Genomic DNA, 16,801 nt, shown 5'->3' with positions numbered 1-16,801 from the left:
GTGCGAGGTTCCGGCGAGGTTCCGGCGAGGTTCCGGCGAGGTTCCGGCGAGGCCGGGACGACCTGTGGACGACGGGTGTCAGCGCGCGCCGGACGGAGGAGAATGGGTGGCGGCGGCAGCCGCGAGGCGCCCGACGGCGATGCGGCGGGTGAGGGTGCCTGAGGGGCGCTGGAGCCCCCGGGCGTGATCCTCCCCTCGGATCCACGGGTTCTCGGGCCGGAAAGTGGCCGTTTCGCGCGTCTGAGGGCACGGTTTCCGGCGCCGGACCGTTAGACTGATGAGGTTGCGGCTCGACGTCCACGTCGAGCCGCCCGCATGAGGTCTGACCACCGAGGAGAGCCGTGTCCGACGCTGACGAGCCGATCACCACCAGCACCACCCCCAGTTCCACCGGATCCGACTCCGTGGCAGCACCCGACACAGCGACTTCCGACACCACGCCTCCTGCGGCACCCGTGGCACCCGCGGTCCCGGCCGACGTCCGGCCCAACGGCGTCGACTACGACGCGAGCGCGATCACCGTCCTCGAGGGTCTCGAGGCCGTGCGCAAGCGGCCCGGCATGTACATCGGGTCGACCGGTCCCCGCGGTCTGCACCACCTCGTCTACGAGATCGTCGACAACGCCGTGGACGAGTCGCTCGCCGGCTACGCCGACACCATCGACGTCACGCTCCTCGCCGACGGCGGCGTCCGCGTCAAGGACAACGGCCGCGGCATCCCGACCGACATCCACCCGGTCGAGAAGATCAGCGCCGTCGAGCTCGTCCTCACCCAGCTGCACGCCGGCGGCAAGTTCGGTGGCGGCGGCTACAAGGTCTCCGGCGGCCTGCACGGCGTCGGCAGCTCCGTCGTCAACGCCCTCTCGACCCGGCTCAAGGCCGCGGTCCGCCAGAAGGGCCACGTCTTCCGGATGAGCTTCACCGACGGCGTGCCTGACGGGCCCCTGGAGAAGCAGGAGGCCACCGACGAGACCGGCACGACGATCACCTTCTGGGCCAACGCCGACATCTTCGAGACCGTCGACTACGACTTCGAGACCATCCGGGCCCGGATGCAGCAGATGGCCTTCCTCAACAAGGGCCTGACGATCAACCTCGTCGACGAGCGCATCGAGCAGCCTGCGGGCGAGCGCGACGTCGACCTCGACGACCTCGACGAGGACCTCGAGGTCGTCGAGGAGTCGACCGAGGACGACGAGCCCCACGACGCGGGCGCCGACTCCGGCTCCGGCGAGAAGAAGACGCTCACGGCCAAGCGGGTCAGCTACCGCTACGACAACGGCCTCGTCGACTACGTCAACCACATCAACGGCAGCAAGCGCAGCGAGCCGGTCCACCCCGAGGTCATCTCGATCGAGGTCGAGGACGAGGCCCGGTCGCTGAGCCTCGAGCTCGCGATGCAGTGGACCAACGCCTACAGCGAGTCGGTGCACACCTACGCCAACGCGATCAACACCCACGAGGGCGGCACCCACGAGGAAGGCTTCCGTGCGGCGATGACCAAGCTCGTCAACGACTTCGCGCGCCGCCAGAACCTCCTCAAGGAGAAGGACGAGAACCTCACCGGCGACGACGTGCGCGAGGGCCTGACGGCCGTCATCTCGGTCAAGCTCGCCGAGCCGCAGTTCGAGGGCCAGACCAAGACCAAGCTCGGCAACTCCGAGGTCAAGGGCTTCGTCCAGCGCGCCATGACCGACGAGTTCGGCCACTGGCTCGAGGCGCACCCCTCCGAGGGCAAGGACATCGTCCGCAAGTCGGTGCAGGCCGCGGCCGCGCGCATGGCGGCCCGCAAGGCCCGTGAGGCGACCCGCCGCAAGGGCCTGCTCGAGTCGGGCGGCCTGCCGGGCAAGCTCAAGGACTGCCAGAGCAAGGACCCGAGCATCTCCGAGGTCTTCATCGTCGAGGGCGACAGCGCCGGCGGCTCGGCCACCCAGGCCCGCGACCCGCACACCCAGGGGATCCTGCCGATCCGCGGCAAGATCCTCAACGTCGAGAAGGCGCGCATCGACAAGATCCTCGCCAACAACGAGGTCCAGGCGCTCATCTCCGCCTTCGGCACCGGCATCGGCGAGGACTTCGACATCGAGAAGGCGCGCTACCACAAGATCGTGCTCATGGCCGATGCCGACGTCGACGGCATGCACATCCGCACGCTCCTGCTGACGCTGCTCTTCCGCTTCATGCGCCCGCTCATCGAGGCCGGCTACGTCTACCTCGCCCAGCCGCCGCTCTTCCGCCTGCGGTGGAGCAACGCCGAGCACCAGTTCGCCTACAGCGACCGCGAGCGGGACGGCCTGCGCCTGCTCGGCGAGGGCAAGGGCTGGCGCCTGCCGAAGGACAACCCGATCCAGCGCTACAAGGGCCTCGGCGAGATGAACTACCAGGAGCTCGGCGAGACGACGATGGACCAGAGCACCCGCACGCTGCTCCAGGTCACGCTCGACGACGCCGCCAAGGCCGACGAGGTCTTCGCCGTCCTCATGGGTGAGGACGTCGAGTCCCGTCGTTCCTTCATCCAGAAGAACGCCCGCGACGTGAAGTTCCTCGACATCTAGCCGACCGAGGGCGTATGCCGGCAGGCCCGCCCCGCTGGGACGTGACGTTCCACGTGAAACGGGCGAGACGGCATACGCCATCACCGGCGCCCCACGAACTGTACGAATGTGACTGAGAGACAAAGGGATCTGACGTGAGCGACGACCTGCCTCCCAACGACGGAGACGACGTCAACGAGACGCCCGACACTGAGACGTCCGGTGACGAGACGCCCGACCAGAGCATCGAGGACATCCTCGGGCCCGACCCGGACGCCACCGACGCGGACGACGACGAGGGCGACCCGAACGCCAGCGCGGTCGTCGTGCCGGCCGACATCGGCCAGCACGACCGGGTCGAGCCGATCGACCTCAACACCGAGATGCAGCGCAGCTACATCGAGTACGCCATGTCGGTCATCGTCAGTCGCGCCCTGCCCGACGTGCGTGATGGCCTCAAGCCCGTGCACCGGCGCATCGTCTACGCGATGTACGACGGCGGCTACCGCCCCGACCGCGGCTACAACAAGTGCGCGCGCGTCGTCGGCGACGTCATGGGTCACTACCACCCGCACGGCGACTCGGCGATCTACGACGCCCTCGTGCGCCTCGTGCAGGACTGGTCGCTGCGCTACCCGCTCGTCGACGGCCAGGGCAACTTCGGCTCCCGTGGCAACGACGGCGCCGCCGCCCCGCGATACACCGAGTGCCGGATGGCCTCGATCGCGATGGAGATGGTCCGCGACATCGAGCAGGACACCGTCGACTTCGTCCCGAACTACGACGGCAAGACGATGCAGCCGGCCGTCCTGCCGAGCCGCTTCCCCAACCTGCTCGTCAACGGCTCCGCCGGCATCGCCGTCGGCATGGCCACGCAGATCCCCGCGCACAACCTGCGCGAGGTCGCAGCCGGCGCGCAGTACTACCTCGACCACCCGGACATCTCGCGCGAGGACCTCCTCGAGGCGCTGCTCGGCATCATCAAGGGCCCGGACTTCCCGACCGGCGCGCTGATCATGGGGCACAAGGGCATCGAGGAGGCCTACCGCACGGGCCGCGGTTCGATCATCATGCGGGCGGTCGTCGAGGTCGAGGAGATCCAGAACCGCCAGTGCCTCGTCGTCACCGAGCTGCCCTACCAGGTCAACCCGGACATGCTCGCGCTCAAGATCGCCGACCTCGTCAAGGACGGCAAGATCTCGGGCATCGCCGACATCCGTGACGAGACCTCGGGCCGCACCGGCCAGCGCCTCGTCATCGTGCTCAAGCGCGACGCCGTCGCCAAGGTCGTGCTCAACAACCTCTACAAGCACACCCAGCTGCAGACGACGTTCGGCGCCAACATGCTCGCCCTCGTCGACGAGGTGCCGCGCACGCTGCCGCTCGACGGCTTCATCCGGCACTGGGTCGACCACCAGGTCGAGGTCATCGTCCGGCGCACGACGTTCCGCCTGCGCAAGGCCGAGGCCGACATCCACATCCTGCGCGGCCTGCTCAAGGCGCTCGACCGGCTCGACGAGGTCATCGCCCTCATCCGCGGGTCGCGCACCGTCGACGTCGCCCGTGACGGCCTCATCGAGCTGCTCGAGATCGACGAGATCCAGGCCAACGCGATCCTCAACATGCAGCTGCGTCGCCTCGCGGCCCTCGAGCGCGAGAAGCTCATCGAGGCCCACGACGAGCTGCAGGCCCTCATCGACGAGTACACCGCGATCCTCGCCTCGCCCGTGCGCCAGCGCGAGATCATCAGCGAGGAGCTCGCCGAGATCGTCGAGCGCTACGGCGACGAGCGGCGCACGACGATCGTGCCCTTCGACGGCGACATGTCGATGGAGGACCTCATCCCCGAGGAGGACGTCGTCGTCACGATCACCCGTGGCGGCTACGCCAAGCGCACCCGCGTCGACCAGTACCGCTCGCAGAAGCGTGGCGGCAAGGGCGTGCGTGGAGCCTCGCTGCGCGGTGAGGACGTCGTCGAGCACTTCTTCACGACGACGACCCACCACTGGCTGCTCTTCTTCACCAACCTCGGTCGCGTCTACCGCGCCAAGGCGTACGAGCTGCCCGAGGGCTCGCGCGACAGCAAGGGCCAGCACGTGGCCAACCTGCTCGCCTTCCAGCCCGGTGAGCAGATCGCCCAGGTGCTCGCGGTCCGCGACTACGCCAAGGCCGACTACCTCGTCCTCGCCACCCGGGCGGGCCTCGTCAAGAAGACCCGCCTGGCCGACTACGACTCCAACCGCTCCGGCGGCCTCATCGCCGTCAACCTCCGCGAGGGCGACGAGCTCGTCGGTGCCGGCCTCGCCTCCAACCGCGACGACCTGCTCCTCGTCTCGCGCAAGGGCCAGTCGGTGCGCTTCACGGCGACCGACGAGGCGCTGCGTCCGATGGGCCGCTCGACCTCCGGTGTCACGGGCATGAAGTTCCGCGACGGCGACGACCTGCTCGCCATGTCGGTCGTCGAGGAGGGCGAGAGCCCCGACGTCTTCGTCGTCTTCGAGAACGGCCTCGCCAAGCGCACGCCGGTCTCGGAGTACCGCCTCCAGGGCCGCGGCGGTCTCGGCATCAAGGTCGCCAAGCTCTCCGAGAAGGGCGGCGACCTCGTCGGAGCCCTGACCGTCATCGACACCGACGAGGTCATGGTCGTCATGGAGAAGGGCAAGATCGTGCGCTCGCGCGTCGACGAGGTGCGCCACACCGGCCGCTCGTCGCAGGGCGTCAAGTTCGCGACGCCCGACAAGGGCGACTCGATCGTGGCCGTGGCCCGCAACGCCGAGTCCGCGATCGTCGTCGGTGAGGTCGAGGACGGCGAGGGCGCCGACGGTGAGAGCGTCGCTCCGGCCGGCGACGCGTCGTCCGCTCCGGGAGCGCCCGCTACGGTTCCCGGCGCCGATGGCGTACCGTCGGACCAGACGTCGGGTGACGAGGCGAGCTCGTCGGACACCGACAACGGAGGTGACGAATGAGCGCGACCAGCCCTGAGGGCTCCGTGAGCGGCCCCGGCACGTCGACTCGGACGGGCAGCGGCTCCGGCTTCACCGACGACCAGGGCCAGAACGGCTCCTACTACGCCTCGAGCGGCTCGAGCGGGTCGTCCGGCAGCACGTCGGGCGCCTCGGGCACCGACCAGGCCACGTCGCTCTCGCGGGGGGCGGTCACCAACCGCACCGCCCCGACGCAGCGGGTCGGCTCCGGCCAGTCCGGTGCAGCGGCGTCGACGACGGCCGCTGCAGGTGCGCGCACCACGACCGCCCACCGCAAGCCCAAGGGCCCGCGCCGCGTCCGCCTCGCCGTCGCGCGCGTCGACCCGTGGTCGGTCATGAAGATGAGCTTCCTGCTCTCCGTCGCGCTCGGCATCGCCGGCGTCATCCTCACGGCCGTCCTGTGGATGATCCTGTCGACGATGAACGTCTTCACCGACATCGAGGGCGTGCTCCAGTCGCTCCAGACCACGACGTCCGACCCGTTCTCGATCAAGGACTACGTCGGCTTCGGCCGCGTCGTGTCGCTCTCGATCGTCATCGGCGTCATCGACGTCATCCTCATGACGGCGATCGCGACCGTCATGGCCTTCCTCTACAACATCTGCTCGGCGCTCGTCGGCGGCGTGCAGCTGACGCTCACCGACGACTGAGACCCGCCCCGGCGGGTCCTCGGCCGGCGTCTCGGACGCGGCCACACGGCATACGCAGGCGGCCCCCACCCTCGCGGGCGGGGGCCGTTTTGTATGAGGCGAGGTGCATCGGGTAACGTTTCCCCTCGCGTCCGGTCGTCATCTCTGACGAGGTGGATCGGCCGCGCGAAGGTGACGATGGGCCTATAGCTCAGACGGTTAGAGCGCTTCCCTGATAAGGAAGAGGTCGGAGGTTCAAGTCCTCCTAGGCCCACCATCACCGCCACCACGGAGAGGATCCCTCGCATGCTGAAGCGTCTCGCCCTCGTCGGTGCAGCCGTCGCCGGCGTCGTCTTCCTTCGCAAGAAGGCGAAGCAGCAGCAGGCCGAGCAGGACCTGTGGACCCAGGCCACCGACGACGTGCAGGCGCCCGTCGCACCGGCCACCGCTCCGACGGCGACCGACGAGGCCAACACCTCGTCCTGAGGCCGCTCTCCCCCACTCGGGGCCATGGCGCAATTGGTAGCGCACCTGCTTTGCAAGCAGGGGGTTAGGGGTTCGAGTCCCCTTGGCTCCACCACACGTCAGAGCCCCTCTCCGATATCCGGGGAGGGGCTCTTTCACGCCCGTACCCCGGAAGGCCAGCAACGACGGGCGCCGTCGTCATCGCCACGCGGTGGACGTCCAGCGCGACAAGCAAGCCCGGTTAGGTGCGACGTTTCGCGTACAGGGCGACGTCCCGAACTTTGGGCCCGAGCGCGCCAGACCGGGAATGCCCTTTAGCCGGCGCCTGGCAGCGTCAGGCTACGGCGGCGGCGAAGGCTGCGAACAAGTCCCCGGACAGCGGGTGGTCCAACTCCCAGGTGACGGCCATCGGGCGTTCGGACGTGTGGCCGCGGTAACGCCCGGGGCCGAGGAACCAGAACGCGCGATCGTCTTGGCGCATACGAGCGAAGAGCAGGATCGAGTGGTTCATCGACTCGTGGTTGATGTAGCGCTGACCCGTCGGACTGCTTTCGCGCGTGCCGGACTGGCTCTCCCAGTGGATGAGCGTTGGGCTGATGGCATAGTCGCGATATCGCGTGGTGGGGGAGAATGTGCCGTTGGTCTTGTCCAGCGTGAAGGCGAGCAGATCACACTGGGCATCCGACTGGTGACGCACACCCTCTCGCCAAGGAGGCAGCACTGCGTTTGGCCCTCCTGCAAAAGCGCCAAGGATTTCTGAGCGCGTATATCGGGCGTGAACCTGAAGAGGGACGTCTTCACGGTCACTCCAGGGCGCATAAACGTGATCTGATCTACCGTCAAGAATGGGGTACAGCTCGCTGAGCTCGGATAGGACCTGCGGGTGCTGCCACACCAGATCGACTGCGGCCTGCAATGACTCCGCCTTTATGTGCTGATCGGCAAGTGAGGCCACCAGCATGTGCACAAGGCGTCTCTCGGCCGTTGCCATGGTGGCGACGAGCGGCGACCTCGAGTGAGAGACGAGTGAGCGATAGGCGTTCAAGCGCACAGGGTCTGACACGTGAAGCGTTCGACCCACCGCCCGGCGCAAGGACTCTTCACGCGGTCCAGGCTGCTTCGTCGAGCCTCCACCCGCTTGAACGAGATCGGACCAGCTGCGATTGCCACCATAGATGTCGTCGAGATCAAGACCCGACTCGTCAAGGAACCGGGCCAAGCCGAGATCGGGCACCCGGTGACGCAGGGAGCGGAACTCTTCCACCTTCGCCGGCCATCGGGACGGGATCGCCTCGCGAAGGCTCCGAATGATGATGTCTGAGGCAACGCGATCGAGCTGCATATTGCAGCCTGCCGGCAGATAAGGGAATTGTTGGACGACGGCCGACTCCAGCTCACGGCGCGTCACGTTGAGCAAAGCGCGGTAGCGACGGTCGAAGCGGAACTCTTTGCGATGGGTCCCGACGAAGTCGAGCACCGAACAGACACTCTTGCCCGGCGCTTTACGCAGTCCGCGGCCCAATTGCTGCAAGAAGAGCACCGGGCTCTCAGTGGGCCGCAGCATGAGCACGGTGTCGACGGTGGGCACGTCGACGCCCTCGTTGAACAGATCGACGGAGAAGACCGCCCGTACTGATCCTGACGCGAGATCCCGCAGGGCTTGCTCGCGAGCCGTGCCGGGTGTGTCTGCCCACACGGCAACCGCCGGGATCCCGTGCTCTTCGAACTTTCGGGCCATGAACCGGGCGTGCTCAATGTTGACGCAGAAGCCCAGACAGCGCATCTGGCCGGGATCAGTAAAGCGTTGGACCTGCTGGATGACTTGGCGAGCCCAGGCGTCGTTGCCGGTGTAGACGTCGCTCAAGGCGCCTACGTCATAACCGGCGCCCCGCCGCCAGGGGACGTCTCGCAGGTCTATCCCGTCGTGGATCCCGAAGTACTGAAACGGCACCAGATGCTGTTGTTCGATGGCATCCCAGAGGCGCAGTTCAGCGGCGATCCGGTCGTCGAACCAATGAAGGATCGGCAGGCCGTCAGAGCGCTCAGGCGTGGCGGTCAGTCCCAGCAGCTCGACCGGACGCAGGCGCTCAAGGAGCCGCGCGTAACTGGTAGCCGCCGCATGGTGAAACTCATCAACTATGACGATGTCGAAGTGGTCCGGTGCGAGGTTGTCGATTCCGGTGGCATTCAGGCTCTGGATCGAAGCGAAGACGTGCTGGAACTCCCGTGGTCGGGACCCGCTCACCCACTTCTCGCCGAAGGAGGCGTCTCTCAGGACGTGCCGGAATGTCGCCATGCTCTGGTCGAGGATCTCCTCGCGGTGCGCGACAAAGAGGAGACGTGAGCGGGTGAGCGTTGGACGCAGACGCGCATAGTCGACAGCGGCGATCACCGTCTTCCCCGTGCCCGTCGCTGCTACTAGCAGATTGCGGTGACGATCGTGCAGCCGCGCGACAGTCAACAACTCCAGGAGCCGCTCCTGGAAGGGCCGCGGCGTTACCTCGATGGAGCTCAGGATGACCTTCGGTCCCGCAGGGTTATACGTGGCTGTCCGAACCTGTTCCTCGAATTGGTCGGGCTCGTAGTCCACGAATTCGCCGCTCGACCAGTAGGCATCGAAGGTGCCGGCGAACTTGTCGATGACGGGTCGGTTCCTGGCCGCGGACACGCGAACGTTCCACTCAAGACCTGTGGCTTGCGCGGAGTGGGTGAGGTTGGACGAGCCGACCAGGGCGGTCGAGAAACCCGTACGGCGATGAAACACCCAGGCTTTGGCATGGAGACGCGTCGTTGTCGTGTCGTACGAGACACGCACTTGGGCACCGAGATCGATGAGCCGATCCAGTGCGGACCCCTCCGTCGATCCCGTGTAGATCGTCGTGAGCAGCCGCAACTCCTTGCCCGCCTCACAATGGCGCCGCAGTGCTTCGAGTAGTGGGTTGATGCCGCTTCGGCGCACGAACGCCATGACGACGTCGATCGAGTCCGCTGAGGCGATCTCGGATTGGATCTGCTTCCACAGATTCGGTTCACCCGGTGCATTCGTGAGAAGCGCAGTGTCAAGCAGCGGGGTCAGCGGCTCGTCGACCGGCTGCGGTCGCCCATCGGGTAGACGGGTCAGAACGCCACGCAGTACCTCGCCACCGGAGACAGGGCTCTCGTCGACGTCGGCAGTGGAAAGTTGGCCGAGCTGATCGAAGATTGCCCGTGCGACGCGGACTCCCACTTCAACGCGCTTTTCGTCAGAAACGGCTGACAGTGCTCGTTCGACCTCACGGCCGATGTGGATCGCGATGCGGTCGGCGGCCTCCGCCCGATGGAGGGGCCGGCGGTCCGCGAGGTCGTCAGGCAAGGCCTGCAGCCGCCGGAGAAGCGCCTCCGTCACGATCGACTCATAAAGCCCCTGTTCCACGGCTGAAACCTACCGGCGATTTACCGTGTGTGAACCGCGTTGCCGGACGTGTCGACCTGACGCCGACGTGCAGAAAGCCCGGTTCGAGGTGTTCGCGTGCGTGTTTCCACGCGTGGAATACCTCGAACCGGGCCCGACCCGGCGGTCGACTCAGCCGGCCGACGCCGGCAGATGGATCGTCAGGTAGCGGTCCTCGCCCTCACGGAGGGTGACGACGGTGGCTCCGGACTCGGTCGACGACGAGTCGTACCAGGCCTCCTCGCCCGTGTAGGCGTTCCGCAGGTGGATGCGGAAGTCGCCGGCCGGCAGGGTGACGGGTCGGAAGGTGTTGCCGCCGAACACGTCGAAGTCACCCATGTGTCGACCGGTCGAGCTCTCGACGAAGCCGATCCATCCCTCGCCGGCGGGCGAGCCGTCGGCGTTGACGAGCTCGCCGGCGATCGTGCTGGCGGGCGCGAGCTGTGCCGAGAAGGTGGCGGACCGCCCCGCCTTGATGGTGATCGGCGTCGCGCCCTCGTACGTCGTCGAGCTGCCCGACCACTCCGGCGCCCACGTCCCCGAGCTGAAGTAGCCCGTGTAGACCACGGGACGGTAGGTCCCCGAGGCGATCGGGCCGAGCGTGTAGCGCCCGTCCGCGTCGGTGGTGGCGCAGTCGAAGCACTCACCGCTGCGGTCGGGCAGCTGTCCGCGCGGGTTGACCGTTGCCCCTTCGACCTGGTTGCCGAACGGGTCGGTGATCCGGCCCGAGAGCGTCACCGGCGGGTCGATCTTGACGTTGCGGATCGTCTTCGTCGCGCCGGCCTTGACCGTGATCAGGTCGGCCGTCGCCTGCGAGGTCGCCTTGAACGCCCAGACGTCACCCGACGGGTAGGGGCCCTCCCCCATCCCGAGGTGGACGGCATACGACCCTGCCGGCAGGCCAGCGATCGTCCATCGACCGGACGCGTCGCTGCACGTCGCGACCTGCCCGTCGACGCGGTCGCCGTCGTGACCGACGTACGCCCTGGGGCACGCGCCCTCGAGCGGCGTGCCGAGCTTGGCGTCGACCGAGAGACCGGTGATCGTCGCGCCCTTCGCGAGAGCAGCGTCGACAACCGCGGGCCGGCCACGGACGACGGTGAACGTGTCGGCGGCGTCGAGGGTTGCCTTGTCGTCGTAGTACTCCCCGACGAAGCGGCCCTCGGGGTCGGAGATGCGCGCCGTGAAGGTGCCGCCACCGTTCCAGAGGTCGGCCTCGTAGTGGCCCGCGGCGTCGGTGCAGGCCTGACCGGCCGTCTCGGGCCAGTCGACGACGGGCATCCGGATGATGTCGACGCACGCGCCCTCGACGGGGGTGCCCGTCGTGGTCGTGACGGCGCCGGTGACCTGCGCTCCGGGGAGCAGCTGGTCGGAGGCGTCGACGGTCTCGCCCTCGGCGACGGTGAAGACCGTCGCCTCGTCGCGGGTCGAGGCGCCGACGGCCCACTGGTCCGCGCCCCCGGAGGAGAGCTCGACGCGGTAGGCGCCGGGAGCGACGACGGACCGCCACGTCCCGTCCATCTCGATCGACGCGTAGAGACTTGGTGAGCCGTCGTCGGGCTCGATGTAGACGTAGCCGCCCTCGACGGGCTGACCGTCGGTGCCGCGCAGGGTGCCGGTCAGAGCACTGCCGGTGCCGAGGGCGACGTCGACGGTCGCCGGAGTGACGTACTCGTCGGCCGTGCCGAAGTCGGACGCGTCCTGGGCCCACTCGCCGAGGTGGATCCCGTCGTACCTGGTGGCCTCGATCTTGTAGCCGGCCCCGACGGGCAGTCCGTAGATCTTCCACTGGCCGGTCGTGCCGTCTTCCCATCCGGTGCACGCCGACGAGGCGTAGTCGTAGGTCTCCGCCGCGTAGGCCGTCACGCAGCCGTCGAGCGGCGCTCCGGTCTTGGCATCGGTGATGGTCCCCTGGAGCGACACCGCCTCCTCGACGGTCAGGACGTCGTCGACGGTCGTCTCCTCACCGGCCGTCGCGGTGAAGACCGCGGCCGCGCCACGGTCGGCGGCACCGGTGGCCCACTGGTGGAACGGCTGGTTGCTGAACTCGACCTGGTAGCTCCCCGGAGCGACGAGCGCGCGCCAGGTGCCCTCCCAGACGTAGGCGGATCCGGTTGCGGCAGCAGCGTTCTCGGGCCACAGCGACACCGTGGTGTCGTCCGCGGGAGAGCCGTCGGACCGGGTGAGGTGCCCCGTGATGACGGCGCCCTCGGTCACCTGCGACGGGACGGTCGCGGGAGCCACGATCTCGGTGGCCGTGTCGAATCCATCCGCGTCCGAGGCCCACTCGGCCAGGTGGATGCCGTCGTTGGGCTGGATCTCGAGCTTGTAGGCGACACCCGACTCGGTCGTGGTGACGCTCCACGCGCCGAGGTCGTCGGTGCAGGCCTGGTCGACGTAGGAGTAGGACGTGTCGTAGACGGTGACGCAGGCCGGGACGGCGGCGCCCGTGGCGTCGTCGACGACCGTCCCCGAGAGGGTGGCGGGCTCGGCGGATGCGGGAGCCGCGACGACCGAGGTGGCGATCAACGCCCCTGCCAGTGCCGCTCCCACGCGCTGCAGTGCTGAACGCATGTGTGAGGTGCCTTCTGTGAGTCCCCTGTGCTCCGGCGGCTACCGGCGCGAGCAGAAGGTAGCAGCGCAGACCGACACCATTGGGACGTAGCACCCTCCCTGTTGAGGACGGTTGGTCACGATTCCCTGCGGTGTGGCTGATCTGCGAGGAACGTCACCGATTCGCGCCAGCGCGCGGCATACTTCGTCGGACATCGCTGCAGGTGACAGGGGAAGACGTGCTCACACGACCATCTTGGGTTGCCACGGCCATCGCCGTGACGACCTCAGTCCTCGCAGCCACCCTCGCCGTGCCCGGCGCGACGGCCGCTCCATCGGCGGGCGGCGACCCCATCGGTACCCAGACCATCGCGACCGGTAGATCGGTGTCGATCCCTTCGACGCCCGTGCCCACGGGGGCCACGGACGTGGGGCTGCACCTGCGCGGTGACCAGGAGCAGTTCCTCGTCCGTCCCGACGGCACGGCCGAGACCCTGGCCCTGCCGGCTCGAGCAGCCTTGAACGGCTGCGGCTCCATGGCGTCCGGCCTGGACGACAAGTTCGGCGCTGTCCGCTGGCACGACGACCTCACGGATGAGCAGGGCAGTCGCCGTCTCGCGCCGGGCAGGACCCTCCTCAGCGGGGCTCCGGCGGGATGGCTGGAGTCGCAGGACGTGGTCGCCACGAACGGCCAGCGGACGGTCGAGCTGCACAGGATCGACGCGCGCACCGGCGACGACGCGCTCGTCGCCTCCGTCGTCGACCCCGAGGACCCTGCCCAGGCCCTGACCGTCACGGCGACCTGCCAAGCCGACGGATGGACGGTGATCGGACGTCACCTCACGCAGGTGCACGTCTTCCGGCTGACCGGCGACGGCGGCTCGCTCGAGCAGCTCATGTCCTCGCCCGTCAGCTCGCTGGACAGGTTCGGTGTCGTGGCTCGGGACGGGCACGCCCTCGTCTACCTGCGCACCACACGCGACGACGACGGGGTCTACCGGGGCACCGTCTACCGGCGGGACGGCGCCGGCACGGAGACGGCCCTGGTGCCTGCGCGTTCGGTCCGATCGGCCCTGATGACACCGTCTCGTACCTACCTCAGCGTCCGGGGAGAGACGGGCTACCAGTTCCTCTCGATCCCCCTCGGGGGAGGTCCAACTGAGCTCCCGGGGCTGCGCGACGCGACGTCGGTGCGGCAGACAGGTGACGTCGTGCTCGCCGCAGTCCCCGCCGGGGCTGCTGGCGGCGTCTACCGGCTGGACGGCACCACGGCGACGCGTGTCTGGCAGGCCCCGGCGTCCAGGATCTGGGCCTACGAGGCGAGCCTCCCGCCGGGGCGTGTCCTGTGGAGCGACAACCTCGACGGCGGTTGGTCCGTGCGCTCGGCATCCGTGCTCGAACGCTCGCCACTGGGGATCGGGCCGCCCGACAGGCTTGCCGCGTCCACCTACCCGAACGTCGTGGCTGACGGCCGGCGAACGGCCTTCCAGGACAAGACGACCGGGAGGATCGCAGTGGACGACGGCGTGGTCACGCGATCAACGGGGCCCAGCTACTGGCCCGTGGGCATGTCGGGGCACCGAATCCTGGATGCGAGTCCCGGCGCTGGCCCGAACCGCTTCTACGACGTGGTGACCGGAACGTGGCGCGACTACGGCATCGTCGGTGCGCGCACCTTCTGGGGACCGTATGCGGCCGCCGACTCAGGAGCCGGCAGCATCCGTCGCGTCGACCTCGGGACGGGAAAGATCTCGACCTGGCTGACCCCGGCGATGGTGGGACTGCCGTCCGGCTGGTCGATCACGCCGTTGGCAGTCGGATCCGAGCTGCTTGTCTACGCGTTCGGTGACGGGGGCGCCTCGAGCGGGACGCAGCAGGTCGGGTGGTACGCGTGGCGCACAGGGGTGCACGGAGTGATCCCGGGCGTCTCTCGCCCCGGTTCACAGTCGACGTTCGACGAGTTCGTCGTCACCACGGCCCTGACCGACAACGGGCCGGCCCGGACGGTCTGGGACACATCGAGCGGGTCCTCGGTGCTGGCCGTACCCGGGTGGGACTCCATGCACATCGGTAGCTCCGGCATCTACTGGACCGACGACGTCACCGGCGAGGGTAAGGCAGTGGCGTTGCCGCGCGCTCCCCGTGCCCCCAGACACGAGGGCAACCCGATCACCCCGAGCACTCGCTACCGCTCGAGCCCGTCGCCATGGCGCGGTGAGTGGGTCTTCACGGAGCCGCTGACCAGCTGCTCGCTCACGATCAGCACCAGCGCCGGGGCGAGCGTGATCACCAAGCCGTGCGCCCCGGCATACGCCGCGCTGGGCGAAGCCGTGGTCGACTGGGACGGACGAGACGCGGTCGGCAAGATCGTCCCGGCGGGCGCCTACACGTGGACGCTGGCGGCGGAGGGAGCCGGCGGTCGCGCCCTCGACGTCACGGGGAGTCCTACCATCACCGGTGTCGTCTCGGTCCTCGCCGACTCCTACGTCCCGCTCCAGCCCGCCCGGATCCTCGACACCCGCACGGGACTCGGCAGCGTCAAGGCCCCGATCACAGGTGGGCACGAGCTCGCGCTCCAGGTGGCCGGACGGGGCGGGGTGCCGGCGAACGCGTCGGCCGTCGTCCTCAACGTGACGGCTGTGACCCCGGCGGGACCCGGATTCATGAGCGTGTACCCGTCCGGGACGACACGCTCCGCAGCCTCGACCCTCAACTACGCCAAGTCCCAGACGATCGCCAACCAGGTCGTGGCCACGCTCGGCAGCGACGGGAAGGCGCGCATCTACTCGCACGCCGACAGCAACGCCGTCGTCGACGTCGCGGGCTACTACCCAACCGGTCCCAACTACGCAGCCCTCCCTCCGGCACGACTGCTGGACACGCGCGCCACGAAGGTGCGTGTGCCCGCGGGTGGCAGCGTCGACGTGCAGGTGACCGGTCGCGGCGGGGTGCCGTCCGGTGCCGCCTCGGCCGTGCTCAACGTGACCGCGGTGAGCCCGTCGGCTCCCGGCTTCCTGACGGTCTACCCCACGGGCGTGGCCCGGCCGGACGCCTCGAACGTCAACGTCCCCAAGGGCGCGGTCGTGTCGGGCATGACGGTGGCGAAGCTCGGGGACGGTGGGAAGGTCCGCATCTACTCGCACTCGGCCTCGGACGTCGTCGTGGACGTGGCCGGTTGGCTCCCGTCGTCCTCTGACCTCACGGCCCTGACCCCGGCCCGAGTGCTCGACACCCGGACCGGGCTCGGGGCGCCCAAGAGGGCACTGACTGCAGGTCAGGTGGTGGGGCTCCAGGTCACGGGTCGTGGGGGCGTCCCCGCCACCGGGGTGACCGCCGTGCTGCTCAACGTCACCGTCACGGCCCCCGGGGCGCCCGGGGTGGTGACGGCCTACCCGAGCGGGTCGAGCCGTCCACCGACCTCGACGCTGAACTTCGTTGCCGGCCAGACGGTCTCCAACAGTGTCCTGGTCAAGGTCGGCACGGACGGCCGGGTCAGTCTCCACACGGGTGCCGGGACGCAGCTGGTCGCCGACGTGCAGGGATACGTGCGGCGCTGACAGAGCGAGGGCCCGGTTCGAGGTGTTCGCGTGCGCGTCTCCACGCGCGCAACACCTCGAACCGGGCCCGACCCGGCCCCAACCGGCGCCGGCTAGTTCGCCGTCGCCGTCCAGCGCTGGGTCGCCGCGCCGGTGTCGGTCACCTGGACGACCTTGCCGGAGCCGTCGACCGCGAGCGACAGCCCGCTGTGCTTGGCCGTCAGCTTCAGCTGCGTGCCCGACCGGGTGATCGTCCACTGCTGGTTCGTCGTGCCGGTGCACGTGTACTGCCCGACGAGCGCGCCCGACGTCTGCGAGCTGGAGAAGACGTCCATGCACTGCCCGCTCTGGGCGTTCTTCACCTGGTAGACACCCGATTCCTGCAGCGTCACGACCCACTTCTGCGAGGCCGACGACGACACCGCCGCCGTCCCGAGCTGGGAGGAGTCCGACCCCGGCGCCTCGAGGGCCAGCCCCGACCCGACGTTGCCGAGCGAGTACTGCCCGTCGGCGATCGGCGGCGGCACGACCTCCTCCGTGCCCACGGTCATCGCGAAGACGTGCACCGCCGAGTTGGCCGGCAGCGTCACCGCCGCCACCTCCTTGGCCGGGTCGAGCCGCACCGTCATCGTGTAGAGGCGGTACGCGACCGTCGGGTAGGCCGCGCCGG

8 protein-coding genes and 2 tRNA genes are annotated in these 16,801 nt (G+C 68.8%); 7 read left to right on the top strand and 3 right to left on the bottom strand.

All coding sequences use genetic code 11. The annotated features are described in order from the left end of the window. The first annotated feature begins 455 nt into the window (after nucleotides 1-455). The 6 genes from gyrB to ACSQ2D_RS00025 all read left to right on the top strand — a co-directional run bounded on the left by gyrB (nucleotide 456) and on the right by ACSQ2D_RS00025 (nucleotide 6,727). Nucleotides 456-2,555, top strand: coding sequence for a DNA topoisomerase (ATP-hydrolyzing) subunit B (gyrB, locus tag ACSQ2D_RS00050; RefSeq protein WP_435983974.1), 2,100 nt, complete (start codon nucleotides 456-458; stop codon nucleotides 2,553-2,555). Between the two features lie 134 nt (nucleotides 2,556-2,689). Beyond that, the gene (gene gyrA / locus ACSQ2D_RS00045) at nucleotides 2,690-5,500 is read left to right on the top strand and encodes a DNA gyrase subunit A (RefSeq protein WP_435983973.1); all 2,811 of its coding nucleotides are present in this window, start codon (nucleotides 2,690-2,692) and stop codon (nucleotides 5,498-5,500) included. Then, nucleotides 5,497-6,168: a DUF3566 domain-containing protein gene (locus ACSQ2D_RS00040; protein ID WP_435983972.1), complete on the top strand. Its 672-nt coding sequence runs from the start codon at nucleotides 5,497-5,499 to the stop codon at nucleotides 6,166-6,168. The genes gyrA and ACSQ2D_RS00040 overlap by 4 nt, the downstream gene beginning before the upstream one ends. Nucleotides 6,169-6,347: 179 nt before the next feature. After that, a tRNA-Ile gene (locus tag ACSQ2D_RS00035) sits at nucleotides 6,348-6,424 on the top strand. 29 nt (nucleotides 6,425-6,453) lie between these two features. Continuing rightward, entirely contained in the window at nucleotides 6,454-6,633 is a 180-nt protein-coding gene (locus ACSQ2D_RS00030) for a DLW-39 family protein (RefSeq protein ID WP_435983971.1), read from the top strand. An 18-nt stretch (nucleotides 6,634-6,651) separates the two neighbouring features. Further along, a tRNA-Ala gene (locus tag ACSQ2D_RS00025) sits at nucleotides 6,652-6,727 on the top strand. Nucleotides 6,728-6,946: 219 nt separating this feature from the next. Here ACSQ2D_RS00025 and ACSQ2D_RS00020 read toward each other — a convergent pair. Continuing rightward, nucleotides 6,947-10,024 carry a DUF3427 domain-containing protein gene (locus tag ACSQ2D_RS00020; RefSeq protein ID WP_435983970.1) on the bottom strand — a complete coding sequence of 1,026 codons (3,078 nt, stop codon included), beginning with the start codon at nucleotides 10,022-10,024 and terminating at the stop codon, nucleotides 6,947-6,949. A gap of 150 nt (nucleotides 10,025-10,174) precedes the next feature. Further along, nucleotides 10,175-12,616, bottom strand: a complete 2,442-nt coding sequence (locus ACSQ2D_RS00015; protein ID WP_435983969.1) for a hypothetical protein — start codon at nucleotides 12,614-12,616, stop codon at nucleotides 10,175-10,177. A 257-nt stretch (nucleotides 12,617-12,873) separates the two neighbouring features. Between ACSQ2D_RS00015 and ACSQ2D_RS00010 the strand changes: the two genes are divergently transcribed. Next, complete coding sequence (locus ACSQ2D_RS00010; RefSeq protein ID WP_435983968.1) at nucleotides 12,874-16,152, top strand: hypothetical protein; 3,279 nt, start codon at nucleotides 12,874-12,876, stop codon at nucleotides 16,150-16,152. Nucleotides 16,153-16,244: 92 nt separating this feature from the next. Here the strand turns inward: ACSQ2D_RS00010 and ACSQ2D_RS00005 are convergent. Further along, nucleotides 16,245-16,801 (bottom strand): RICIN domain-containing protein (locus ACSQ2D_RS00005; RefSeq protein WP_435983967.1); only part of this gene is annotated, 557 nt, incomplete at its 5' end.

The sequence above is a fragment of the Terrabacter sp. LjRoot27 genome (assembly GCF_964254175.1).
Taxonomy (GTDB): Bacteria; Actinomycetota; Actinomycetes; order Actinomycetales; family Dermatophilaceae; genus Terrabacter.
The sequence above is the reverse complement of the archived record's forward strand: the minus strand, read 5'-3'. Positions and strand labels throughout refer to the sequence as shown.

Excerpts from the sequence above, each read along its gene's own strand:
- ACSQ2D_RS00040 (WP_435983972.1), top strand. The coding sequence starts at position 5,497 with ATGAGCGCGACCAGCCCTGAGGGCTCCGTGAGCGGCCCCGGCACGTCG.
- ACSQ2D_RS00030 (WP_435983971.1), top strand. The coding sequence starts at position 6,454 with ATGCTGAAGCGTCTCGCCCTCGTCGGTGCAGCCGTCGCCGGCGTCGTC.
- ACSQ2D_RS00015 (WP_435983969.1), bottom strand. The coding sequence starts at position 12,616 with ATGCGTTCAGCACTGCAGCGCGTGGGAGCGGCACTGGCAGGGGCGTTG.